General features: G+C 61.8%; 22 protein-coding genes. 11 read left to right on the top strand and 11 right to left on the bottom strand.

Annotated elements, in window-relative coordinates; all coding sequences use genetic code 11:
- Positions 1–19 precede the first annotated feature (19 nt).
- From N1937_RS25245 to N1937_RS25230, 4 genes are all read right to left on the bottom strand, one after another.
- A complete protein-coding gene (locus N1937_RS25245) occupies positions 20–799 on the bottom strand; it encodes an amino acid ABC transporter ATP-binding protein (RefSeq protein WP_170259482.1) in 780 nt (259 codons plus the stop codon).
- The gene (locus tag N1937_RS25240; RefSeq protein WP_260059678.1) at positions 796–1,725 is read right to left on the bottom strand and encodes an amino acid ABC transporter permease; all 930 of its coding nucleotides are present in this window, start codon (positions 1,723–1,725) and stop codon (positions 796–798) included. The genes N1937_RS25245 and N1937_RS25240 overlap by 4 nt, the downstream gene beginning before the upstream one ends.
- On the bottom strand, positions 1,722–2,612 hold the full coding sequence (locus N1937_RS25235) for an ABC transporter substrate-binding protein (protein WP_162115812.1): 891 nt from the start codon (positions 2,610–2,612) through the stop codon (positions 1,722–1,724). The genes N1937_RS25240 and N1937_RS25235 overlap by 4 nt, the downstream gene beginning before the upstream one ends.
- Positions 2,613–2,686: 74 nt before the next feature.
- Positions 2,687–3,649 carry a nitrate ABC transporter substrate-binding protein gene (locus tag N1937_RS25230; RefSeq protein ID WP_170276108.1) on the bottom strand — a complete coding sequence of 321 codons (963 nt, stop codon included), beginning with the start codon at positions 3,647–3,649 and terminating at the stop codon, positions 2,687–2,689.
- A 100-nt stretch (positions 3,650–3,749) separates the two neighbouring features.
- Here N1937_RS25230 and N1937_RS25225 point away from each other — a divergent pair, with 100 nt between their 5' ends.
- Complete coding sequence (locus tag N1937_RS25225) at positions 3,750–5,075, top strand: aminotransferase-like domain-containing protein (RefSeq protein WP_222295228.1); 1,326 nt, start codon at positions 3,750–3,752, stop codon at positions 5,073–5,075.
- Positions 5,076–5,132: 57 nt separating this feature from the next.
- Here the strand turns inward: N1937_RS25225 and N1937_RS25220 are convergent, their stop codons facing one another.
- Positions 5,133–5,855, bottom strand: a complete 723-nt coding sequence (locus tag N1937_RS25220) for a response regulator transcription factor (protein ID WP_026154519.1) — start codon at positions 5,853–5,855, stop codon at positions 5,133–5,135.
- Between the two features lie 13 nt (positions 5,856–5,868).
- Entirely contained in the window at positions 5,869–7,107 is a 1,239-nt protein-coding gene (locus N1937_RS25215; RefSeq protein WP_222295227.1) for a GAF domain-containing sensor histidine kinase, read from the bottom strand.
- Between the two features lie 280 nt (positions 7,108–7,387).
- Between N1937_RS25215 and N1937_RS25210 the strand changes: the two genes are divergently transcribed.
- The 5 genes from N1937_RS25210 (at position 7,388) to N1937_RS25190 (ending at position 12,747) form a co-directional block, all read left to right on the top strand.
- A complete protein-coding gene (locus N1937_RS25210) occupies positions 7,388–8,404 on the top strand; it encodes an ABC transporter substrate-binding protein (protein ID WP_222295226.1) in 1,017 nt (338 codons plus the stop codon).
- A gap of 71 nt (positions 8,405–8,475) precedes the next feature.
- Positions 8,476–9,927, top strand: a complete 1,452-nt coding sequence (locus N1937_RS25205) for a sugar ABC transporter ATP-binding protein (protein ID WP_222295225.1) — start codon at positions 8,476–8,478, stop codon at positions 9,925–9,927.
- Entirely contained in the window at positions 9,924–10,871 is a 948-nt protein-coding gene (locus N1937_RS25200) for an ABC transporter permease (RefSeq protein ID WP_162115818.1), read from the top strand. Before N1937_RS25205 ends, N1937_RS25200 begins: the two co-directional genes overlap by 4 nt.
- The gene (locus N1937_RS25195; protein WP_017967688.1) at positions 10,868–11,818 is read left to right on the top strand and encodes an ABC transporter permease; all 951 of its coding nucleotides are present in this window, start codon (positions 10,868–10,870) and stop codon (positions 11,816–11,818) included. The genes N1937_RS25200 and N1937_RS25195 overlap by 4 nt, the downstream gene beginning before the upstream one ends.
- 14 nt (positions 11,819–11,832) lie before the next feature.
- Positions 11,833–12,747 carry an SMP-30/gluconolactonase/LRE family protein gene (locus tag N1937_RS25190; protein ID WP_222295224.1) on the top strand — a complete coding sequence of 305 codons (915 nt, stop codon included), beginning with the start codon at positions 11,833–11,835 and terminating at the stop codon, positions 12,745–12,747.
- 52 nt (positions 12,748–12,799) lie between these two features.
- Here N1937_RS25190 and N1937_RS25185 read toward each other — a convergent pair whose 3' ends face one another.
- Positions 12,800–13,879: a LuxR C-terminal-related transcriptional regulator gene (locus N1937_RS25185; RefSeq protein ID WP_260059676.1), complete on the bottom strand. Its 1,080-nt coding sequence runs from the start codon at positions 13,877–13,879 to the stop codon at positions 12,800–12,802.
- A gap of 306 nt (positions 13,880–14,185) precedes the next feature.
- Here N1937_RS25185 and N1937_RS25180 point away from each other — a divergent pair, with 306 nt between their 5' ends.
- Positions 14,186–15,106 carry an ADYC domain-containing protein gene (locus tag N1937_RS25180; RefSeq protein ID WP_222295223.1) on the top strand — a complete coding sequence of 307 codons (921 nt, stop codon included), beginning with the start codon at positions 14,186–14,188 and terminating at the stop codon, positions 15,104–15,106.
- Positions 15,107–15,200: 94 nt separating this feature from the next.
- Positions 15,201–15,503 (top strand): hypothetical protein, encoded by a 303-nt coding sequence (locus tag N1937_RS25175; protein WP_222295222.1) that lies wholly within the window; start codon positions 15,201–15,203, stop codon positions 15,501–15,503.
- A gap of 232 nt (positions 15,504–15,735) precedes the next feature.
- On the opposite strand, the gene N1937_RS25170 is transcribed toward N1937_RS25175, so the two are convergent.
- Complete coding sequence (locus tag N1937_RS25170; protein WP_222295221.1) at positions 15,736–16,962, bottom strand: MFS transporter; 1,227 nt, start codon at positions 16,960–16,962, stop codon at positions 15,736–15,738.
- Between the two features lie 120 nt (positions 16,963–17,082).
- Here N1937_RS25170 and N1937_RS25165 point away from each other — a divergent pair, with 120 nt between their 5' ends.
- From N1937_RS25165 to N1937_RS25150, 3 genes are all read left to right on the top strand, one after another.
- Positions 17,083–17,673: a TetR/AcrR family transcriptional regulator gene (locus N1937_RS25165; protein WP_222295220.1), complete on the top strand. Its 591-nt coding sequence runs from the start codon at positions 17,083–17,085 to the stop codon at positions 17,671–17,673.
- Positions 17,674–17,862: 189 nt separating this feature from the next.
- On the top strand, positions 17,863–19,200 hold the full coding sequence (locus tag N1937_RS25160; protein WP_222295219.1) for an epoxide hydrolase family protein: 1,338 nt from the start codon (positions 17,863–17,865) through the stop codon (positions 19,198–19,200).
- 222 nt (positions 19,201–19,422) lie between these two features.
- Positions 19,423–20,004, top strand: coding sequence for a nucleoside 2-deoxyribosyltransferase (locus tag N1937_RS25150; protein WP_170255588.1), 582 nt, complete (start codon positions 19,423–19,425; stop codon positions 20,002–20,004).
- 97 nt (positions 20,005–20,101) lie between these two features.
- Here the strand turns inward: N1937_RS25150 and N1937_RS25145 are convergent, their stop codons facing one another.
- The 3 genes from N1937_RS25145 to N1937_RS25135 all read right to left on the bottom strand — a co-directional run bounded on the left by N1937_RS25145 (position 20,102) and on the right by N1937_RS25135 (position 22,494).
- On the bottom strand, positions 20,102–20,587 hold the full coding sequence (locus tag N1937_RS25145; protein WP_170255587.1) for a GFA family protein: 486 nt from the start codon (positions 20,585–20,587) through the stop codon (positions 20,102–20,104).
- A gap of 373 nt (positions 20,588–20,960) precedes the next feature.
- Complete coding sequence (locus N1937_RS25140) at positions 20,961–21,575, bottom strand: nucleotidyltransferase family protein (protein ID WP_260059674.1); 615 nt, start codon at positions 21,573–21,575, stop codon at positions 20,961–20,963.
- On the bottom strand, positions 21,568–22,494 hold the full coding sequence (locus N1937_RS25135; RefSeq protein WP_260059673.1) for an XdhC family protein: 927 nt from the start codon (positions 22,492–22,494) through the stop codon (positions 21,568–21,570). Before N1937_RS25135 ends, N1937_RS25140 begins: the two co-directional genes overlap by 8 nt.
- Between the last annotated feature and the right edge of the window lie 49 nt (positions 22,495–22,543).

Genomic DNA, 22,543 nt, shown 5'->3' with positions numbered 1-22,543 from the left:
AAGCAGAAGCTGACACCAGTCAGAGAAAACGGGCGAGAAACGCCTGAGTTCGGGGATGTTGCGGATCGCCGATGACATCCTCGGGCTTGCCCATTTCGACGACATTGCCGCCGTCCATGAACACGACACGATCTGCCGCCTCGCGGGCGAAGCCGATCTCGTGGGTCACGACGATCATGGTCAGGCCCTGCTTGGCGAGATCGCGCATGGTGGAAAGAACTTCGCCGACGAGTTCCGGGTCGAGCGCAGAGGTGGGCTCATCGAACAGCATCAGCTTCGGCTTGATCGCCAAGGCACGGGCGATGGCGACGCGCTGCTGCTGACCGCCCGAGAGCTGGCGGGGATAACTGCCCGCCTTTTCCGACAGCCCCACCCGCTCCAGAAGCCGCATGGCGTTCTCGGTCGCGGCCTTGCGGCTTTCTCCGTGCACGCCGACCGGGGCCTCGATGATGTTCTGCAGCACCGTCATATGCGGATAGAGGTTGAACTGCTGGAACACCATACCGATCTTGCGCCGCTGGTGGGCGATCCCGTTGCTCGACAGCTTTTCCAGCCGGTCCTTGCGGAGGCGATAACCGATCTGTTCGCCATCGACTTCGATGAACCCCTTATTGATCGCTTCGAGGTGATTGATGCAGCGCAGGAAGGTGGATTTTCCCGACCCGGACGGGCCGAGCACCACGACGACTTCACCCGGCATGACGTCGAGGTCGATTCCTTTCAGCACCTCGAGCTGGTCGAAGGATTTGTGGACGTTGCGGGCTCTGACGAGAGGTTTTATGGTCTCGGCGGCGGTCAATGGTTTGCCTCCTGGACAACGGCCTCGGCCTTTGCGGCAGCGACACTATTGCGCCGTTCGCTGCGGCCGTAATAAGCCTCGATATAGCTCTGGCCGAGATTGAGGATCGAGGTGATAAGCAAGTACCAGAGGACCGCGACCAGCAGCATCGGTACGATCTCGAAGGTGCGATTGTAGATCGACTGGACGGAATAGAGCAGATCGGCCATGGCGATGACGCTGACGAGCGAGGTCGCCTTGATCATGCTGATCAGCTGGTTGCCGGTCGGCGGCACGATCGAGCGCATCGCCTGCGGAATGATGATCCGCCACAGCGCCCTCGCCTTGGTCATGCCGAAGGCTTCCGCCGTCTCGAACTGGCCGCGATCGACCGAGAGCAGGCCGCCGCGAATGATCTCGGCCATGTAGGCCGCTTCGTTCAAGGCCAGGCCGACGATTGCCGCTGTCATCGGCGTGATCACCGAATTGGTCTCCCAGCTTGCGAGCGTCGGACCGAACGGAATGGCGATCGAAAGTTCGGGGAAAAGGGTCGAGAGATTGTACCAGAAGATCAACTGCACCAGGAGCGGCGTGCCGCGGAAAAACCAGATGAACAGCGATGCCAGCGAACTTGCGAGCCGGTCATTCGAAAGCCGGGCGATCGCCAGCCCGAGGCCGAGCACGATGCCGATGGCCATCGCAACCACCGTCAGGCCCAGGCTGACGTAAAGGCCACTGATGACAGTCGGATCGAAGAAATAAGCCGCGACGACAGGCCAGCCGAAATTCTCATTATGGGCGACGATCCAGAGGAAGTTCGCGGCAATCAGGAGCACGACCACCCACAGGAGGAGCCGGCCGGTTTGAAAGGGCTTGTGGGCGTGGGCAACATCCCGGAAGTCCGCACCGCCAGACGGCGGTGCGGCAGTCGTGCGGTCATTGCTCATTTCGGCAGGGCTCCACCAAGATTGAGGCCGGGCTGCTTGATCATGTTGTTCTCAAGACCCCACTTTTTCATGATGGCGGCGTAGGCGCCGTTGTCCATCAACGCCTTGATCGAGTCGAGCAGAACGGGGCCGAGCGGCGAGCCTTTCGGCACGACGGCGCCCTGATAGAGATCGTCGAAGCCATTCTTCTGGCCGACGCCGCTCAGTTCCAGCTGGCCGTTTGCCTGAGACACGAAATAGGTCAGCGGCGCCTGCGAGGAGAAGAAGGCGTCGGCGCGTTTGGAGCGGACAGCCAGGATCGAGCTCGGCTGGTCGGTGTAGGATTGCACTTCGAGCGCAGGCTTGCCTTCTGCCTTGCACTTTTCGACCTGGGCCTGGATCACCTTTTCGGCGGAGCCGCCGGCCATGACGGCGATGCGATTGCCGCAGGCGCTGTCGAGCGAGCCGATGGCCTTCGGATTGCCTTTCTGAACGGAGAAGACCACGAATTCCTGAACCCAATCGACGAAATCATTAGCCTCCTCACGGGTCTTGAAGTCACCGATCGGACCGAAGGCGAACTGGTATCGGCCGGAATTGATGCCGGCGAGCAATGCGGTCAGTCCGCTGACGGTTTCATGGTCGATCTCGACGCCGAGCATCTGGCCGATCGCATCAGTCAGGTCGGCGCTGGCACCGCTCAATTTCGTGCCGGTGACGATCTCATAGGGAGGAAAGGAACCATTGTTGACGGAAACCATCTTGCCGTCGGTGCGGATCTTCTCCGGCAGGCGGGCCCGAAGCGCGTCATTGACGGTCTGCTTTGGTACGGCGGTTTCCTCAGCGAAGACCGACGTCGTCATCATCAGACCCAGCAGGGCGGCGGAAGCGATCAGTTTCGAATGCATGTCATTCCCCTTTTTTGGTTTGCGAAAGTGGGTGGTTCAACGATGAGGCCTCTGAAGGTTTCACCGGGTTTTGTTCATCGGGCCTTGGCGTGCCACGGAAACAGATCGGCGGGCGTCAAAAGGCGCGGCATGATCTTCTGTTCGTAGAGTTCCTCGGCAAAATCTGCGATCATCGCCTCGTTCGCGGCAAGCCCGCTGACGTTCCAGCTTGGCGGCAGGTCGGCCGCGCAGCGGCGCAGTTCGTCGATCATCCAGGGCGTGGTGTCGGCGTATTTCTCGCGCTTCTCCAGCCACAGACGCTGGGACTCGTCGATCAACTCGCTGAGTTCATCCATGACCCAGGGATGCTCCTTGACGATATCAGCCTTGAAGCCGATCAGATGCATGCCCGGGATGTAGCCGACTTCGTTGAGGTAAGCGACTTCAGCGGCGCGGAAGTCATCCAGCAGCTGGCGGAGCGGCGATTCCTGATCGAAGAAACCCTTCGGCATGAAAGGCGTGAACACGGCATCGAGCCCTCCATCCAGCAAAAGGTCGACCATAGGGCGCTCGCCGGGAGCAGCCTCGATGCGGCCGGGCCGCCCGAAACCATCGAGACGGTCGACGATCGGATGAGCCTCGGTCAGGCGCCCGGCATACCACATCGCATCCTCGACGCCGACGCCTTCCCGGCGCAAAGCGGCACGGGTCCAGGTATTTCCGGAATCGCGCCAGCCGGTCACGCCGATGTTCTTGCCGGCCAGATCGGACAGCGTGCGGAGCGGACTCCCCTTGGCGGTGATGATGCAGCGATGACGGAAGCCGCGCATGATGAAGTTCGGCATGCCCAGAACCCGATCATCGCCATCATGACGCATCTGCGAATAGCGGCTGAAGGACATTTCCGCGGCGTCATGCGCCTCATCATCGGCGAGGCTGGAGACCAGCGTGCCCACCCGATCCACTTTGATATTAAGACGGGAAGAGCTGACATCACCGAGCACAAGCGGTGTCATGTAATCCCAATCTCGAAGGGCGATGCGAAGCGGCACAGGCATGCAAAAAAACTCGCTGAAATGGCTCGACGAGGGGCAAATTAAATGTTCAAAATATAGAGTACAAATGTTATTACGTTATTGAACATTTAAAGTGAGAAAAATGGACGACACGGTCGAAGCCTCCTGGTTTGCCGAAAAAATAGCCGACCGCAGCATCCGGGGGATTGCTCTTGAAACCAGTGCGCTGATCCGTGCCGGTGTCCTGCCCATTGGGACGCGCCTGCCGGCGATCCGCGATATCGCTTACGAATTGCATGTCAGTCCGGCGACGATCTCCGAAGCCTGGAGCGAATTGCGGCGGCAGAAGATCATCAGCGGCCGGGGGCGCAACGGCACCTGGGTCAGCGGCGACCGCTTTGTCGCCAAGCCGGAACGCCTCGCCAGCTCGGGAAACTATAGGGCAGGTGTGCTCGACCTTACCTTAGCCGGGCCGGATGCAGCACTTCTTCCGCGTCTCGCCGAAGCAATGGCCTATGGCGCGTCCGTCGATGATCTCAACAGCTATGAGCGCAGCCGGATCGTCCCTGAGTTGAAGGACGCTATTTCCAAGCGATGGCCCTATGAGGCTGAAGCCTTTCTCGCCACCAATGGCGGTTACAACGCCGTCTATACGATATTGCATGCGCTGGTCTCCCCGGGCTCGTCGGTCGCGATCGAACATCCCACAGCCATGCGACTGCTCGATATTCTCGAAGATCTCGGCGTGAAAATCATCCCTGTCGCCTGCGACGGCGAAGGCCCCCTGCCGGATTCACTGCGCGACGCATTGCGGCAACGTCCGGCGGCTTTCCTGTTCCAGCCGCGGCTGCACTCGGTGACCGGCGTTGCGGTCAGTTCATCCCGCCTCGATCAGCTAGGAGATATGCTGGAAGACAGCGATACGCTTATCATCGAGGATGACGGCGTCGGCGACGTGTCGGCGGCAAATCCGCAGTCGCTCGGCGGCCGATTTGCGGAGCGGACGATCCATATCATCTCGCTCTCGAAAAGCCTCGGCCCGGATCTGCGTCTCGCCGTTCTGTCGAGTTCCGCGCCGATCGTCGACCAGATCCAGTCTTACCGCTCCTTCAGCGCCGGCTGGACCAGCCGCATCCTGCAAGGTGCCGCCGCCTGGCTGCTACGCGATCCGGCAACCTGGCAGCTTATCGGCGAGGCGCGCGAGGTCTATCAGCAGAGGCGGGACGCCCTTGCCGATGCGCTCAGCGAAAGGGGAATACCGATACCGGCAGGCCAGGGCCTGTGCCTCTGGGTGCCCGTCGTCTCCGAACCATTCGCAATGGTGACGCTTGCTGCGCGCAATATCGCCGTCAACCCGGGCAGCAAATTCTCCGTTATGCCAAGCAGTCATATTCGAGTGGCGACCAGTACGCTCAGCCATCGCTGCGAGGAAGCCGCCGATGCGATCGCGCTGGCTCATACGCCGTGAAAAGCAGGGGCAGCAGCCCAAGTCTCTGGTCCCCAGCCATTCCACCCAAGTCCAGAACTACTTTCCATCAAGCCATTCCTGCAGCTCTGCCTCAGCCCGCTCCAGAGCGCTGTAGTTCAGGAGTTTGCGCAGGAAAGCGACCGTGACGGCGCGGGCGCGCAGATTGAAGCGGCCATCCTCGTGGTCGTCGCCGGCGCTCTGGTAGACGTCGAGCTTGTCGTAGAGCTGCTGCAGACGGTTCTGAACGCTGCGCAGCGACAGGCCCCGGCGTTTGGCGATGGCCCGGTCGGTGAGGCCGAGAGCAATATCGACGAGGATCTCGTATTCGGAATCGGTGAAGCCGTTCGTCTGGCCGAGGCTCTTCTGCTGCAGGCCCCGCACCTCGCGGTCAATAACGCACTGGCTCTCGATGAAGATCGAGCGCAGTGCAAGCTTCAGCCGCTCGTCGGAGGCGGATTTCAGCACATAGCCATAAGCGGCGCCATCCGGCACGATGCGGGAGACGCCGCGCACATAGGCCTCGTCCGAATAATTCGACCAGAACAGGATGCGGGTATCGGGCCGCTCCTTCCAGATCGTGCGCGCCGCCTCGATACCATTGCGGCTCGCCATCTGCAGGTCCATGACGATATGCGCCGACTTGTGGTCGCGGGCGAGCTTCTCGCCGACGGTTCCGTTTTCTGCTTCGATAACCGTATCGCATTCCGGCAGAGCTGCGTTGACTGCCTCGTGCAGATAGGATCGGTGCAGCGGGTCATCCTCGACGATCAGAACCTTCATCATGCCCTTGTCCTCAGTTTGCCCCGATTGCCGGGTCGTGCGGGACAAGCGGTAGCACGACGCGCACCGCAGTCCCGTGATTGTTGCGACCGGGCCCGGTCGTGAACCGCGCCGAAATCAGCCGCGCACGGGTCTTCATATTGTCGATACCGCCGCCGATCCGCCCCCGCGCCTTGGCAAGCCCGATTCCGTCGTCGGAGATTTCGATCGACAGCCGTTCCTCGTCGGCCTCGAGCCGTACCGTGACCGCGAGCGGCGCGGCATGGCGCACCGCATTGTTGATCGCCTCCTGGGCGATCCGGAACAGCGCAACGCTGACGGTCGGTTCCAATCGCTCCAATGCGCCATGCGTCTCGTCGACAAGGCCCCACTCGATCCCCGATCCCGTGTCGCGGGTCGATCGGTCCAGATGATGCTCGATCGCCTGGGCGAGGCCGAAGAGCTGGAGCACGGAGGGTTTTGCCTGCTCGATGATCTGCCGCAGATCCTGCATGCAATGCTGCAGCGAACGGGAGATCGGCTCCAGCGCCTCGGGCGCCACCTCGCCATTGCGCGACAGCCGATCGATCCGGCGGGCGAGCCGCGTCAGATCGGCGAGGGTCTGGTCGTGCAGGTCCATGCCGATCCGCTGGCGTTCCTGCTCCAAGGCTTCGGTCAATTTCAGCGCACCTTGCCGCAAGCCCTCCTCGCGGGCGCGGGCCTCGGCCTCGACAATGGCCGAGCGTTGTGCCTGCTCGGCCGCCTGCAGCGCGAAGAAATAGGGCGTCAGCAGATCGGCGATGATGCGGGCGCGTTCGATATCCTCCATCGTATAGACGCCCGAACTGTGCGACGAACAGGAAAGTGCGGCGATGATCGTGCCCTGCACCTTCATTGGGACATGCAAGCGGCTCCTCAGCGACTGTTCGACGATCGGCCGCTTGAAGGCGCCCTCGAAGTGAAAACGCGGGTCGGTCATGGCGTCGTCCGCCAGCAGAAAATCCACCTCGCCCCAGAGCAGCGAGCGGATGGGACTATTGACAACAGGTGCGCCGGCGAGGTCGCCCCAGGCGGTCTCGATGCCCGTCTCGTAGGCCGTGTGGTAGTTGCCGCCCTCAAGCAACACGCAGACATCGAGATGGTCGTGCGGGATGATATGGGCGACCTCGGCCGCGACGGAACGGATAGCTGAGCGGAAGTCCAGCTGACCCGCGAGCAGCCGGGAAATGCCGAGATAATGGTCGAACATGGCTGCCGGTACGAGATGCAGCATCGTCAGTTCCTCCCGTGACGGCAGCAGGCTCCTCAACCTGCAGCGCCCCCTTCCCAGTAAGCGCCTGCGGGAGCGCCTCCGTCTTGCGTAAACCCGCAGCTTGTTGCGCAAATCCCGCAAACGGATTGCCGCCTTGCCCCTGTACAGGCCGATCGATCTCCCGCATCCTGCCCTTACTGAGAGGAGGAAGCTCAGTGCAAGAACAATTTTCACTCGGACCCAATTGGGCCGGCAGGAGTGAAACGATCCGCCGACCAGCGCGATCATCAGGGAGGAAGACATGACAATCCGTAAGATGCTTCTGGCATCGGCCGCTATTGCTTGCGCCGCGATGCCCGTTTCCGCCTTTGCCGATACTGCGGCCAAGAAAATCGCCCTTTCCAACAACTATGCCGGCAATTCGTGGCGCCAGGCCATGCTGACGAGCTGGGGCAAGGTGACGGGGGAAGCCGTGAAGGCCGGCACCGTTGCTGCAGCCGACCCCTTCACCACTGCCGAGAACCAGGCGACGGAACAGGCCGCGCAGATCCAGAACATGATCCTGCAGGGTTATGACGCCATCGTGCTGGACGCCGCGTCGCCGACGGCGTTGAACGGCGCGGTCAAGGAGGCCTGCGATGCCGGCATTACCGTCGTGTCCTTCGACGGCATCGTCACCGAACCCTGCGCCTGGCGCATCGCCGTCAACTTCAAGGAAATGGGCCGCAGCGAGGTCGAGTACCTGTCGAAGAAACTTCCGGAAGGCGGGAACCTGCTCGAGATCCGCGGCCTTGCCGGTGTCTTCGTCGATGACGAGATCTCGGCCGGCATTCACGACGGCGTCAAGCAGTACCCGCAGTTCAAGGTTGTCGGCTCCGTTCATGGAGACTGGGCCCAGGATGTGGCGCAGAAGGCTGTTGCCGGCATCCTGCCGAGCCTGCCCGATATCGCCGGCGTGGTAACGCAGGGCGGCGACGGCTATGGCGCCGCACAGGCGATTGCCGCGACCGACCGGAAGATGCCGGTCATTATCATGGGCAACCGCGAAGACGAACTGAAGTGGTGGAAGGAGCAGAAGGACGCGAAGGGCTACGAGACCATGTCCGTGTCGATCGCGCCCGGTGTCTCGACGCTCGCCTTCTGGGTGGCGCAGCAGATCCTCGATGGCAAGCAAGTCAAGAAGGACCTCGTCGTGCCCTTCCTGCGCATCGACCAGGACAATCTCGAAACCAACCTCGCCAATACCCAGGCCGGCGGCGTCGCCAACGTGGAATACACGCAGGCAGACGCAATCAAGGTCATCGAGTCGGCAAAGTAAATCTCCCGGCGACTGCCGCGCGGCCACAGATGCCGCGCGGCATTTTTTTGCAAGCAGGCATGGCGGGCAGCATGGATGACGTTGTGAAGGCGGTGATCGCCGTCGATGGCGCCAAGGTGAGCTTCGGCGCGGTCAGAGCGCTCGATGGCGTGACCCTCCGCGTTATGCCGGGCGAATGCGTCGGGCTTGTCGGACACAATGGCGCCGGCAAGTCGACCATCGTCAGCGTCATCAACGGCGGCCTCATGCCACACGAAGGAAGTGTGGCGAGCGACGGCGAGCGGCTGGAGCGCTATGGCATCAACGCGGCGCGTGCGCGCGGCGTGCGCTGCGTCTTCCAGGAGCTTTCGCTCTGCCCCAACCTTTCGATCGTCGAGAACACGCGCGTCATGCATCGCCATCTTGGAGGCTTCGGCTGGCGGAGGCGCGCCGCAAACATCATCGAGACGAGCCTCGACGCCGTCTTTCCCGGCCACGGCATCGACAGCAGCCGGGCAGTGGGGGATCTTTCGATCGCCGAGCGGCAGATGGTCGAGATATCAATGGCCTTTTCCGACGCCGGCATTGCGCCGCGGCTGGTGATCCTCGATGAACCGACCTCGTCGCTCGATGCAAGCCTTGCCCGGCAGATGCTCGACCATGTCCGCCGCTTCATTGCCGCGGGCGGGTCCGTCATCTTCATCTCGCATATCCTGCACGAGATCCTCGAAACCTCCGATCGCATCGTCGTCATGAAGGACGGCCGCGTCGTCGCCGAGCGTCCGGCGCGGGGCTTTGACCATCACGGCCTCGTCGAAGCGATGGGCACCGTTGCGAAGGAGGAAACCAAGCAGCGCTCGGCTCGCGAACAGTCCAGCGCTCCGCTCATTCTGTCCCATCAGGCGAAAGGCCTTTCCTTTGCGGCACGCAAGGGTGAGATCATCGGACTGGCGGGCCTGGCGGGCCATGGGCAGACCGAACTCTTGCTCGCCCTGCATGCCGCCCAGTCCGGCAACTGGCTGCCCGAGCGCGATCCGCTCGTCACCTTCGTCGCCGGCGACCGCCGCCTCAACGGCGTCTTCGAGTTGTGGAGCATCCTGCGCAATTTCTCCATCGCCTCGCTTGGCGACCTGTCCCGGCGCGGCCTCATCCTTGATAGTGAAGAGGAGACAAAGGGCGCCGACTGGAAGCGGCGGATCGAGATCCGCACGCCCGATATGGGCAACCGCATCCTGTCGCTTTCCGGCGGAAACCAGCAAAAGGTGCTCTTTGCTCGCGCGCTGGCGACGCGCGCGCCAATCGTGCTGATGGACGATCCGATGCGCGGCGTCGACGTCGGCACCAAGCAGGAGGTCTACGCGATCATCCGCGAGGAAGCGGCGCGCGGCCGCACCTTCATCTGGTACTCGACGGAGATGGACGAGGTCCGCCTCTGCGACCGAGTCTACGTCTTCCGCGAAGGCCGCATCACCACCGAACTCGCCGGTGATGCCGTCAACGAGAAGAACATCATCGCCGCCTCCTTCGAAGGGGTCGCCGCATGACGTTCCGGCTGTCGTCCGACGCCCTGCGTCTTGCCATTCCCGCCCTGTCGCTGACCCTGCTGCTCGCCGCCGTCTTCTGGCTGCAGCCGCGCGCCATGAGCTATGTCGGGCTCAACCTGCTGTTCAACCTGGCTGTGCCGATCGCGCTTGCGACGATCGCCCAGATGATCGTGATGGCGGTCAACGATCTCGATCTCTCGATGGGCGCCTTCGTCAGCTTCGTCGCCTGCGTCACCGCGACCTTTTTGCGGGATGCCCCAGTGACCGGCGTGCTGATCCTTGCCGGCGCGATCGCAACTTACGCGGGCCTCGGCGTCGTCATCTATCTGCGCAACCTGCCGTCCATTGTCGTGACCCTCGGCATGAGCTTCGTCTGGGGTGGCCTTGCCGTCCTGCTGCTGCCGGCACCGGGCGGGCAGGCGCCGGACTGGGTGCGCTGGCTGATGACCGTCAAGCCGCCGCTGGCGCCGATGGCGATTGTTGCCAGCATCGTCATCGCCTTGGTCGCCCATCTTCTCGTCATGCGATCGTCGCTCGGCGTGCTGATGCGTGGCATCGGCGGCAACCAGCGCTCGGTCGAGCGCGCCGGCTGGTCGATTGTCGGCGCGCGCGCTGCCGCCTATGGTCTTGCGGGCCTCTTTGCGGTGCTCGCCGGCATCGCTCTCGTCGGGCTGACCACCTCGGCCGATGCCAATATCGCGCTGCGCTACACGCTGCTGTCGATCGCCGGCGTGATCCTCGGCGGTGGCGAGTTCATCGGCGGCCGCGTCTCCCCGATCGGTGCCGTCATCGGCGCGCTGACGCTGACGCTCGCCGGCTCGTTCCTGTCCTTCCTGCGGATCTCGCCGGACTGGCAGATCGGGGCTCAGGGCGCGATCCTGATCATCGTGCTGGCACTTCGGCTGATGCTGAATCGCCTGGAGAAGCGGGAGAAACGCCGATGACCCGGCTCTCGCGCCTCTTCCGCAAACCCTGGATCTGGTCGTGGCTTGCCGCCTTTGTCGTCTGGTTCCTGACGATCATGGTCACACTCGGCGCCAGCACGCTCGGCCTGTCGCAGGCAGCCCTCACCTTCGCCGCCTTTTCGGTCATCGTCGGCATTGGCCAGATGTTCGTGATCACGCTCGGCCCCGGCAATATCGATCTCTCGGTTCCCGCCACCATGACGCTTGCCGGCACGGTGGCACTGAAGCTGATGAATGTCGAAAACGGCATGATCCTGCCGGGCCTTCTTGTCGCCATCGTCATCGGCCTTGTTGTCGGCCTCGGCAATTATGCGCTCATCAAGGCGCTGCGCATTCCGCCGATCATCGCCACATTGTCCATGAGCTTCATCGTCCAGTCCGCGGCGATCTGGACGAACCGGGGCTTGCGCATCAAACCACCGAGCGTGCTGGCGGAATTCACGACGTCGAACACGCTCGGCATGCCGAACGCGGCGATCGTCGCATTCCTCATCTCGCTCCTTGCCTGGTTCCTGCTCGAGAAGACGATCTACGGGCGCTGGATCTCGGCGATCGGCCAGAGCATGCCGGCCGCGCGCATGGCTGGCATACCCGTCGACGGCACGCGTTTCGTCACCTACCTCTTCTGTGCCGTGCTCGCCTCGGTCGCAGGCTATCTGCTTGCCTGCTTCTCCGGCGGCGCAGCGCTCAACATGGGCTCGGAATATCTGCTGATGTCGATCGCCGTCGTGGTGATCGGCGGCACGGCGGTTGCCGGCGGCGATTCCAATGTGCCGGGGATCTGGGGCGCATCGCTCTTCATGTTCCTGGTCGTCTCCATGCTCAACACTTACGGGTTCGGCGCGGGCATCCGCCTGATCTTGACCGGCCTCATCATCATCAGCGTCATCATGCTCGCCGGCGGTCGCCGGGCTGGCATGCGATAAACGGGAAGACCGCCATGGCCGAGGCCAGCATTTACGAAATCCACGACCCGCGCTTCCGGCAGATGATCGTGACCAGTGCCGCTCTCGACGAACTCTATTCCGGCTGCCGCTGGGCGGAGGGTCCCGTCTGGTTCAACGACGCCAACCAGCTGCTGTGGAGCGACATACCCAACCAGCGCATGCTGCGATGGACGCCGGAGAACGGCGTCTCCGTCTATCGCCAACCCTCCAACTTCACCAACGGCCATACGCGCGACAGGCAGGGGCGGCTGATCTCCTGCGAACATGGGACGCGCCGCGTCACGCGCACAGAGGTCGACGGCTTGATCACCGTGCTCGCCGACCGTTTTGACGGCGCCAGGCTCAATTCGCCGAACGACGTGGTAGTGAAATCAGACGGCACGATCTGGTTCACCGACCCGACCTACGGCATCATGTCGGACTATGAAGGCTTTCGCGCCGAGCCGGAACAGCCGACGCGCAACGTTTACAGGCTCGATCCGGTAACCGGCGCGCTTGCAGCTGTCGTCACGGATTTCATCCAGCCGAACGGCCTCGCCTTCTCACCCGACGAGACAATCCTCTATGTGGCGGATTCGGCAGCAAGCCATGACGAAAGCCTGCCGCGCCACATCCGCGCTTTCGACGTGGTCGACGGCAACAAGCTGACGAACGGCCGCGTCTTCTGCCTCATCGACATCGGCATCCCGGACGGCATTCGCACAGACGTGAACGGGAACCTCTGGTCAAGCGCGGCCGATGGCGTGCATTGCTTCGACCCCACAGGCAAACTGATCGGCAAGATCCGCGTCCCGCAGACCGTCGCCAACCTCACCTTCGGCGGGCCCAGACGCAACCGGCTGTTTATTGCAGCGACGCATTCGGTTTATTCGGTCTATGTCGCGGTGAGTGGGGCTCAGGTGCCGTGAGGTCTTGACTGTCGCCTTGGGTGAGATCGAGCTATCGACCCTGCAATCCGTATCACGTGGTGTTAGCCGATGTCGCCAGCGACATCCCGTGCATGATTGGTGATGCGATCGTCGAAACGAGGGCGACGAGATCGGCCTGACGTGCGGTGGAGGTCTTTGCATAGACCCGGCCAAGATGGGTCTTCAGCGTATTCTCGCTGATTGCCAGAGTTGCAGCACATTGCGCAGCGCTCAATCCTCTGCCGATCTGCAGGACGACCCGCGCCTCGGCCGGGGTCAGATCGTAAAGCGTGATCAACACCTCTTCCGGGGGAGGCGAAGCCGAAATGGTGGTTGATACGAACACGGCAGCGCATGCAGGCCTAAAGGCTGCTCGAGCCGTCCCTTCGCTCAACGGCAGGATATAGGCGACCGCCGGAGACTGGCCCGGAGTGGAAATCGGAAGGCCGATACCGCGCGACCCCAACAGCGCGTCCGCATGGGCTGCGGCCGCGATTGCTTCCAGCAAAGCACGTGAAACCATGGGTGTCTGGGCGTGAAGAACGCCGTTTCGCGAGCGCAGAAGTATACGCTCGTCAAGCAATTTTGCCGCATGGGCGTTGGCGTGAAGAACCGCCCCATCTGCCCCAGTGAGAATGACGGGAACTGCGAGGCTGTCGAGGACACCGCGATACATGCCGGTGGTGACGCGCGTCTGATCCAAAAGGTCGCCAATCAGGGAAGCTCGCCGCAGGTGGGGTGAAAGCAAGGCCAGAAAGCGCTGTTCTTCGGCGCTGATGGGCGGCCGGTTCGCCCACGTCGTCGTACTGAATAGTCCAATCCGGTCGGCAGTATGGACGAACTTCGTCGTACACGCCTCGCGTAGGCCTTGAGGCTTTGCCCATTCTTGGAAGAATGCGGATTGCTCCAGTTCCCCTTCGCTGACGAGAGACAATGTCCGCTGCGGCAGATCAATGTCGCCAATGACCGCGGCCCTCAGGCCCGGTATCGCGTCGAGTTCATAGTCCTGTAGCGCTCTCAACTGCTCGGCGTCCCAGGGAGACTGAGCCGCAAATCTACCTCGGCTATCCGTGACGCTAGTGAGTGCAATCGTCGTATAGGCCGCGTCGATGGTGCTGGTAATGCGGGTCATGACACCCGTCCAGCCTTCCGGGCTCAAAGCGCAATCATAGATATCGCCGATTATCGAAGACAGTATTTCGTCACCCAGCCTACTCATGCGGTCCCCTGCGCAATCACTTCTTCCACCTCTGCCAGCCAGACACTGGCAGGAATACTGGGAGATATGCAATCGAAAGCTTTCGTGGCGCAAGCTCTGCGGGAGACAAAGCTTAAGACGTCATACTTGCGGGTGACGACGGCGCCGGGAGGGTCCTTTAGACGTCGTTGCTCAAGGCGCGACGCGCTCTTTCATAGAACTTCGATCTCGAGACCTTCCATGGATCCGCCACTATCAACTGCGCCAACGCGCAAGAGCCGTTGCGGTATTTATTGTGATCGTGTGGCCATAATGATCGCAACATTTATGAAACTGGCTGTTGGCGCTCTGCTCTTTTGCGCGGCGTTCGCGAGCTCTTCGCTTCCGGCTGCGGCCGCGGCGTCGCCGCCGGAGCGGATCGAGAAAACCGAGGTGGTCGGAACTGCGTTCCGATTTACCTTCTCGAGCGGCAAAGTTCTTCAGGGCAAGGAACTCGTTGGCGCAACCCTGTCGCTACGCTTGTCCGGCGATGCTGTTGCCCACCGTGTCCGCATTGATGACATCGTGACCGACAGCCGTGATCCCGACGGCGAGGTGCTCCTGCACAAAGTCACCGTTGTCGACGGGCGAACACCGGTCGAACTCTGCGACCCTGATCCTGATGGAAATCGCTGGATGTTTCCGCTCAAGGGGCAATGGAATTCGGAGGGAAAGATGATTTCGCAGTCCGGTTTTACCCTTACATGTTCAGCCGGAGCACAGGGGAAGTGCGTCCGCTTCGGTTACAAGCCCTGGAAAACCCTGTCCGACGGGACGGATCTGGCGGAGTATCACCGCGCCTGCGTCAATATGGTCCGTGCCGACTATTGCGGCGATCGCGGCACGACCCGAACGGGCATGAAGATCGACATCTACGACGATCGCGGCATCCAACGCGAGGCCGAGAGTTCCGGGAGCGATGAGCTGAGTTTCGAAGCGGGATGGAGTACCGCGGGTGCTGTCTGCGTGGCTCATACCCGTGTCCCGGACAGGATGACGCTCGACGGTCTGCAGCGCTCCTGTCCCCGCCTCGCCAACCGCCTCGGCTCGGTGCTTTGCACGGCACAGAACGCCAAAAGCGGACTGTTCGGCAAGGCGTTGATTTTCAACCGCTCCCACTAGCGGCAACACCGTTTCCTGTCTTCAAATCCTTGAAGCGCAGGAATTTCAAAACCGCTGGATTGTCCTCGGTTCTCTTCAACCAAAGGAAATGATCATGAAAATCCGCCAACTCGTCGTTGCCGCACTTCTCACCGCGTCAGCAGTTCCGGCATCTGCGGAGACCGTCAGTAATGCCATCACTGCAAACGCGATAGCGGCAAATGCCATTACCGCGAATGCCATCACGGCGAACGCGATAACGGCCAACGCCATCACCGCGAACGCCATTACGGCCAATGCCCTCAACACGAACGCTCTTTCAGCCGCGACTGTCGCACCCGTCGGAGAGACCGGCGCCGGTAGTGTCGATGACGTCATTAGCGTGGAACTGCCGAGCGGCAAGACGATCACGAAATGAGCCAGGGAGGGGCGAACGCTGTTCGCCCCTGCTCTCGGGGCGAAGGCGATGTTTTGACTTGGTTGGATTGCATTCCTCGATGCAGACGGCGATGGCGTCGATCAGCGCTCCAGATCGATCTGCTTCAGCCTGGTTCCGGGCAACAGAACGCCCGCCAGAATATCCTGCAGCATAAGGTCAGTCACATCTGCGTTTCGGAAGTCTCCTGCGCCGTTCCTTTCGATCGCCCACCCTACTGCGCCGGCTCCAGCATTGCGCAATCTTCCCCGTCGGTGCACTCTCCCGAAAGTGTACGCTGACCGAGCGCGATGATAAGGACGGTGGCGGCCCCGGCCGCCGCAGACACCCAGAACCCGCTCTGGGGACCGTAGGTGTCGACGACCCAGCCCGAGACAAAGGCGCCGAGCGCCATCCCGATGCCGATGCCGGTCATCACCCAGGTGACGCCTTCCGTCAGCACCGATTCCGGCACGCGACGCTCAATCAGTCCGAAGGCCGTTATAAAGGTCGGCGAGATCGCGATGCCGCTGACGAAGACGGCGATAGCAAGCAGGGTTACCGAGCTGCCGGCGACGAGCAGCGGCAGCGAGGTCAGTGCGAGGATCGCAACAGCGATCAGCAACTGACGGTGCAAGGGGATGCGCAGATTAAGCGCGCCGAGGGTCAAACCCACTAGGAAGGAACCGAGGGCATAGACACCGATGACAAGGCTTGCCGCATTCGGCTGACCAAGCTCCTTGGTGATGGCGACAACACTCACTTCAGCGGTTGCGAAGATCGCGCCGACAAAGATCAGCGCGAGTGTGATGATCTGCACCGGACGCTGGCGGATCGCGGAGCCAACCGAAGCCGCGCCGGCGACATGACGCACCTTCGGCTCGGTGCCGCGCTGCACGATGAAGGCGGCCGTCCCGAGCGCCAGAAAAGCCGTGCTCACCATCATGCCGGCTTCCGGGAATAGCGCCACGGCCAGCCCGACCGACAGCGAGGCGCCGGCGATATAGACCAGTTCGTCCGCGGCACTTTCGAACGCGAAGGCCGTGTTGAGCTCGGGCCGGTTGCGAAAGAGTTCCGTCCAGCGGGCCCGCATCAGCGCCGGAATGCTTGGCATAGCCGCCGCGAGGAAGGCTGAGGCAAAGAGGGTCCACACCGGCCATTTCTGATTGGCCGCGGTGATCAGGGCGATGAACGCCAGCACCGATACGACGGTTGTGGGAACGACCACTGCCGTCTGGCCCAACCGATCGACCGCTCGCGAAATCTGCGGCGAGACCACCGCATTGGTGAGTGCATAGGTCGCCGATACGGCGCCTGCCAGCCAATATTCGCCATGTGCCTGGGAAAGCATGGCAACGATGCCGATCGGCGCCATGGCGATGGGCAGGCGTGCAAAAAAGCCGGCTGCGGAGAAGCCCTTGGCCCCAGGTGCCGCGAATATTTGCCTATACGGATTTGACATGGGACGATCCTTCCAGCTATCGGATAGAACACTTATATACGGAGCGTATGTGTTCAGAAATAATGCATACGCTCCGTATGTCAATGAAAAAGATACGCGGCGTATGCCAATGGAGAAGCCATGCGCAAACCGCGCCGGGAGATGATCGCAGAGACCCGCGGCAAACTTATCGCAGCCGGGCGGCGTGCCTTTGGCACGATCGGCTACGCGGAAGCCTCGATGGACGATTTCACCGGCGAAGCGGGATTGACGCGCGGGGCCCTCTATCACCACTTCGGTGACAAGAAGGGTCTGCTGCAGGCTGTCATCATGGAAATCGACGCTGAGATGACGGAGCGGTTGAACGAGGTCTCGGCCGCCGCTCCGACACGCTGGCAGGGCTTTGTCGACGAGTGCTCCGCTTATATCGAAATGGCGCTTGAGCCGGAAATCCGGCGTATCATGTTTCGCGATGGCCCGGCTGTCCTCGGCGACATCTCGCAATGGCAGAACACCCCCGGCTGTATCGCCGCCCTCTCCCGCAGCCTCGACCGTCTCAAGGCCGATGGCGAGATCATCGACATCGACACCGAAACCGCCGCCCGCCTCATCAATGGCGCCAGCAGCCATATGGCGCTTTGGATCGCCAATGCCGAGAATCCGGAGGGGGTTTCGAAGCGGGCGGTCGCGGGATTCAAGGCTATGCTGGAGAGCCTCCGCAGGCAGCAATGAGGTGTTTGATTTCCTATTCAGGCGCAGTGGCACCAGGTCGTTCCATGACGATCGTGTTCCCGCCTCTGTGTAGCCGCCACACTCCGATACTTTTTCGGCATTTCTTGAAACATGCCAGATACGCAGACCCGTCAGACATCACTCCGTCACGAAATGTCGCCCCTGGGCGACAACAACATGGAGTGCCTCATGAAGAAGATAGACAATATTCTCGCCTGGCGCCGCCTTGCCCGCGGAGCAATGGTGATGGCGGTTGGACCAATGTTGCTGTTTTCAGCCGGCTACCTTGTGCCAGCGAGTGCCGCCGACCTCACATCGGACGGGGCGGCGACGCCGATCGGGGCCGACGAAACGATCCGTCCGTTCCAGATCCTTGTTCCGCAGTCACAGCTTGACGATCTGCGCAGGCGCATTGCCGAAACGCGATGGCCAGACAAGGAGACGGTGAGCGACGCCTCGCAAGGCATTCAGCTTTCGCGTGTCCAGGATCTGGTGCGTTACTGGGGCACTGATTACGATTGGCGCAAAGCCGAGGCTGAGCTCAATGCACTTCCGGAATTCATCACGACGATCGACGGGGTCGATATCCAGTTCATTCATGTACGATCGCGCCATCCCAACGCCCTTCCGGTCATTCTGACCCATGGCTGGCCGGGCTCGACCTTTGAGTTCATCAAGGCGATCGGCCCTCTTACAGATCCGACTGCTTATGGCGGTAAAGCGGAGGACGCATTTGATGTCGTCATCCCTTCCATCCCCGGCTATGGCTTTTCGGGTAAGCCGACGGAGCTTGGCTGGGGGCCTGACCGCGTTGCCCGAGCATGGGACATCCTGATGAAGCGGCTCGGCTACGCGCACTACGTTTCCCAGGGTGGCGACCACGGCTCCGTTATCTCCGACGCGCTGGCGCGCCAGGCACCCAAGGGCTTGCTTGGTATCCATCTCAACATGCCGGCGACCGTTCCGGGCAATCTCACGAAGGCGATCAACAGCGGAGACCCGGCTCCTGCGGAACTGTCAGCGCCCGAGCGGAATGCCTATGAATCATTGAGCACCTTCTTCGGCCGGAATGCCGCCTATGGCGCCGTGATGGTGACGCGTCCGCAGACGATCGGCTACTCGCTTTCCGACTCGCCGTCCGGCCTGGCTGCATGGATCTACGAAAAATTTGCGCAGTGGAGCGACAGTGAGGGCATTCCTGAACGCGTTTTTTCGAAGGACGAAATGCTGAATGACATCACGCTGTACTGGCTGACCAACACTGGGGCATCCTCGTCGCGGTTCTATTGGGAAAACAACAACAACAATTTCAGCGCAGACGCCCAGAAGACCAAAGAGATCAAGATCCCGGTGGCCATCAGCGTATTCCCAAAGGAGATCTACCAGGCGCCGGAGAGTTGGAGCAAGCAGGCCTATCCCACGCTGCATTATTACCACCGTGTCGATATGGGCGGTCACTTCGCCGCCTGGGAACAGCCCAAACTCTTCGCTGAGGAATTGCGAGAGGCGTTCCGGTCGGTGCGTTGATACACCGGCGGTAATACCCGTCCGGCGTGTCGACGTCGAGCGGGGCCGCGTCGCCAATCTCGACATCGAGCACGAGCAGGCCCGATGTGGCGATGGCGTTGCGCTGCCGACGCAGCCCTTACAATCCAGTGGGCGGTTTCGCCCACTGGATTGTGATCCTACTTCGCTGTAGAGCGAGGAAGGTATTTTGATGCCAAACCCATCCCTTTTAGGTGCGATTTTATGACAAAAAAAGTTTATCTCGCCGGTCCGGAGGTCTTCCTTCCCAATGCCCGTGAAATGCTCGACCGCAAGGCGGCACTTGCCCGTGAGGCGGGACTTATCCCGCTGTCGCCCGGCGATCTGGAAATCCCGCACACAAACTCGAAGCGCGAGCGGGCGGCTGCGATAAACGCGGTGGACGAGAAGATGATGATTGAGGCTGACGCCATCATCGCCAACCTGACGCCCTTTCGCGGCATTGCGGCCGATACAGGGACAGCCTTCGAACTCGGCTTTATGTGCGCAAGCGGTAAGCCTGTATTCGCCTACACGAATGTGGCTCGCGATCACAGCGGGCGAGTGAGCGATCTTTATGGCGGGGCCATCGCCTATGATGGCGACGGTCGATTGCGAGACCCGAATGGAATTGCGGTCGAGGATTTCGGCCTGGCCGACAATCTGATGCTGCACGCCGGGATCGAGCGGCGCGGTGGTGTCCTCATCGTCGGAGACGCGGCGCGGGATGCGCTCTATACGGATCTTGCCGCGTTCAAGGCCTGTCTTGCCGTCGCCGTTGAAAAACTGCGCTCAGGCGCTCAATAAGCTGTAGTCGCTCGGTCGACGGCTTGCAGCCCGCTTCACGCCGCCCGAGGGGGTCGCCGCTCCAGTCGCGCGTTGTGTGGGTGGACAAGTTTGAGAGTTAGCCGGACGGCGGCCAATGGTCGGTATCATGGTCAGGATGCTGATGATTGGTGCTGCTGATCCGGTGCAACATCTGGGGATCGTCGGCGTAGGTCGGTCGCTCGCCCGGCACTTGGGCCAGGTTGGCGTACCAGGATACCCGGCTCTCGTTGCCATATTGGTTTTCGGGCGGCGCCCGATCGGGCTCATCGAGGGTACCGACCAAAACTCCGATGTCGTCACCATCGGGATAATCGAAGGTGAGTGGGGTGCCACAGTCACGGCAAAAACCACGTCGGCCGACGTCCGAGCTGCGAAAATAGCTGATTGCGCCACGCGTCAGGCGAAAAGCGGGCTTCATCACCGGGCAGATGATCGCGAACGGACCGCCCACAGCCTTCTGGCACATCCGGCAGTGGCAGATATGGACGTTTTGCGGCGGCTCCTCCAGCGCGTACCGCACGGCGCCACATTGGCAGCCACCCGTTAGAACGACGGTCTGCATGCGGACAAACCATGGAAAGATCGCGCTGGCTCGCGTTGTATTGGCGGAGTACGTGTCACCTGGGGGCGAAATGGTTGAAACGGTGCCCCCGTTTGGTAAGGGTGTGTGTCCAGGGCGGAGGCGCCTTGCCGGCACCAAAAAGTAGCGTCTTCAGTGAGCATAGAGCCGGTCCTCACTTCTCCATTGCAGCAGGTTTTTCACACCTGCAACCGGGTCCTCAATAACAATTATTTCGCGGGATCGAAACCCGTCTGTGACGACGTGTTCTGACGGACGTCAACGTCACCTGTGAATAAACATATCTCGACCCACCTTTAGCCGTGGTGGTTCCAGACCGAATGCAACCGCACCATCTCGCTGCCTTGTCCGCGAACTAGTTCTTCATTGCGCCACCGGCGGCCACGATATCGTCCGGCGTATCGACGTCGAGGCAAGCCGCATCGCCGACATCGACATCGAGCACGGGCAGCCCTGACGTCGCAATGATATCGCGCGCGCCGACGTCGCCCTCAAGTCTCAGCACTGCCTGTTTGAGAGCACGCGGCAGAATAACGGGATTGCCGGGCTTGCCGCGTGAGACGGCGCGCACGGCAGCCTCGCCGCCCGCATTGCGAAATGCGAAAATCAAGGCATCGAGATGTGCGGTGGAAAGGCCGGGCATATCGGCCAGCATGACGAGAATGCCGTCGGCGCCGTCGGCCCACTTTGATGAGACACCTGCCATCAGCGAACTCGCCATGCCGCTGGCGTAGTCGGGATTATCGATGAAAGTCAGATCGAGCCCATCGAGCGCGGCCTCGATCTCGCTCCTGCGATGGCCGGTGACGACAATGACGGATCCGGCATCCGCACCGAGCGCGATCAATGCCGACCGCCTCACGAGCGGCACGCCGTCGAATTCGGCCAGCAACTTGTGTTTCCCGCCCTCACCCATCCGGCTTGCCTTGCCGGCAGCGAGAACGACGATCGCGACCGACGCCTTAGGCATAAGCCACCAGTCTTGCCGCGGCGATATCAGCCAGAACCGACAGGGCGAGCGACGTTGCATCCCGTGTCGGGCCGAACATCCCGATAGGCGCCTTGATGCGAGCGATGTCGTCCCGTCTGAAAGGCATGGCTCTCAGCCGCTCGACACGTCGACGATGCGTCCGGGTGCTGCCGAGCGCGCCGATGTAGAACCCAGGCGAGGCAAGTGCGGTCTCGAGAATGGCAGCTTCGGCGTCAAGCTCATGATGCAGGAGCACGATGGCCGTGAAGGGATCGATGATGTCGGCAACCGGCCGGACGCCGCCCGGCGGCACGGCAATCACGTCGTAGCCGGAAGCCTCGGCCAGTCGTACGACGGCTTGCGCTTCGATCGTCTGCCCGGAAATGAGGACGCGGGTACGGGGACGGTAGACGGTCAGGAAATCTCGTTCGAGCCAGCACGTCCGTGGCAGCGGTTCTACCGGTTCGAGCGCCTGGCGCTCTGGCGAATATGCAAGGCCGGCTGCCTGCCTGCGTTCGAGACGCTCCAGCACATGCCGCAAAGCTGCGACATCTTTCAGGACATGGATTGCGACAGAGATTCCTCCACCACAGGGAAGGACGATGTCGAAGAAGGGCGAGCCGTCGCCGAACTTGACCATGCGGTCGCGCCCTTGCGCCATTGCCAGAAGCGCTTCGGAAGCGACGGCGGCTTCGACACATCCGCCGGAGACATAGCCGCAGAACCGCCCGTCTGCGGCGACCACCATATGAGCGCCGAGCGCGCGTGCAGCCCCGCCCCGGATGTCGACGAGGGTGGCAAGTGCCGCCGCGCCAAGACCATGGGCGTCTATCGCGAAGCGAAGCAGTTCCGCAGGGTCGTCGGTGGACGAGGCTCTGACGGGAATTGGCGCCGTGACGGGTGCAAGTGTCTGATCCATGGGAAATCCTACAGGAATTAACGACGGTCCGGCTTTCGCACCGCCGTCG

The organism is Rhizobium sp. WSM4643 (genome assembly GCF_025152745.1).
Taxonomy (GTDB): domain Bacteria; phylum Pseudomonadota; class Alphaproteobacteria; order Rhizobiales; family Rhizobiaceae; genus Rhizobium; species Rhizobium leguminosarum_I.
This window is presented reverse-complemented; position numbering and strand designations above follow the sequence as displayed.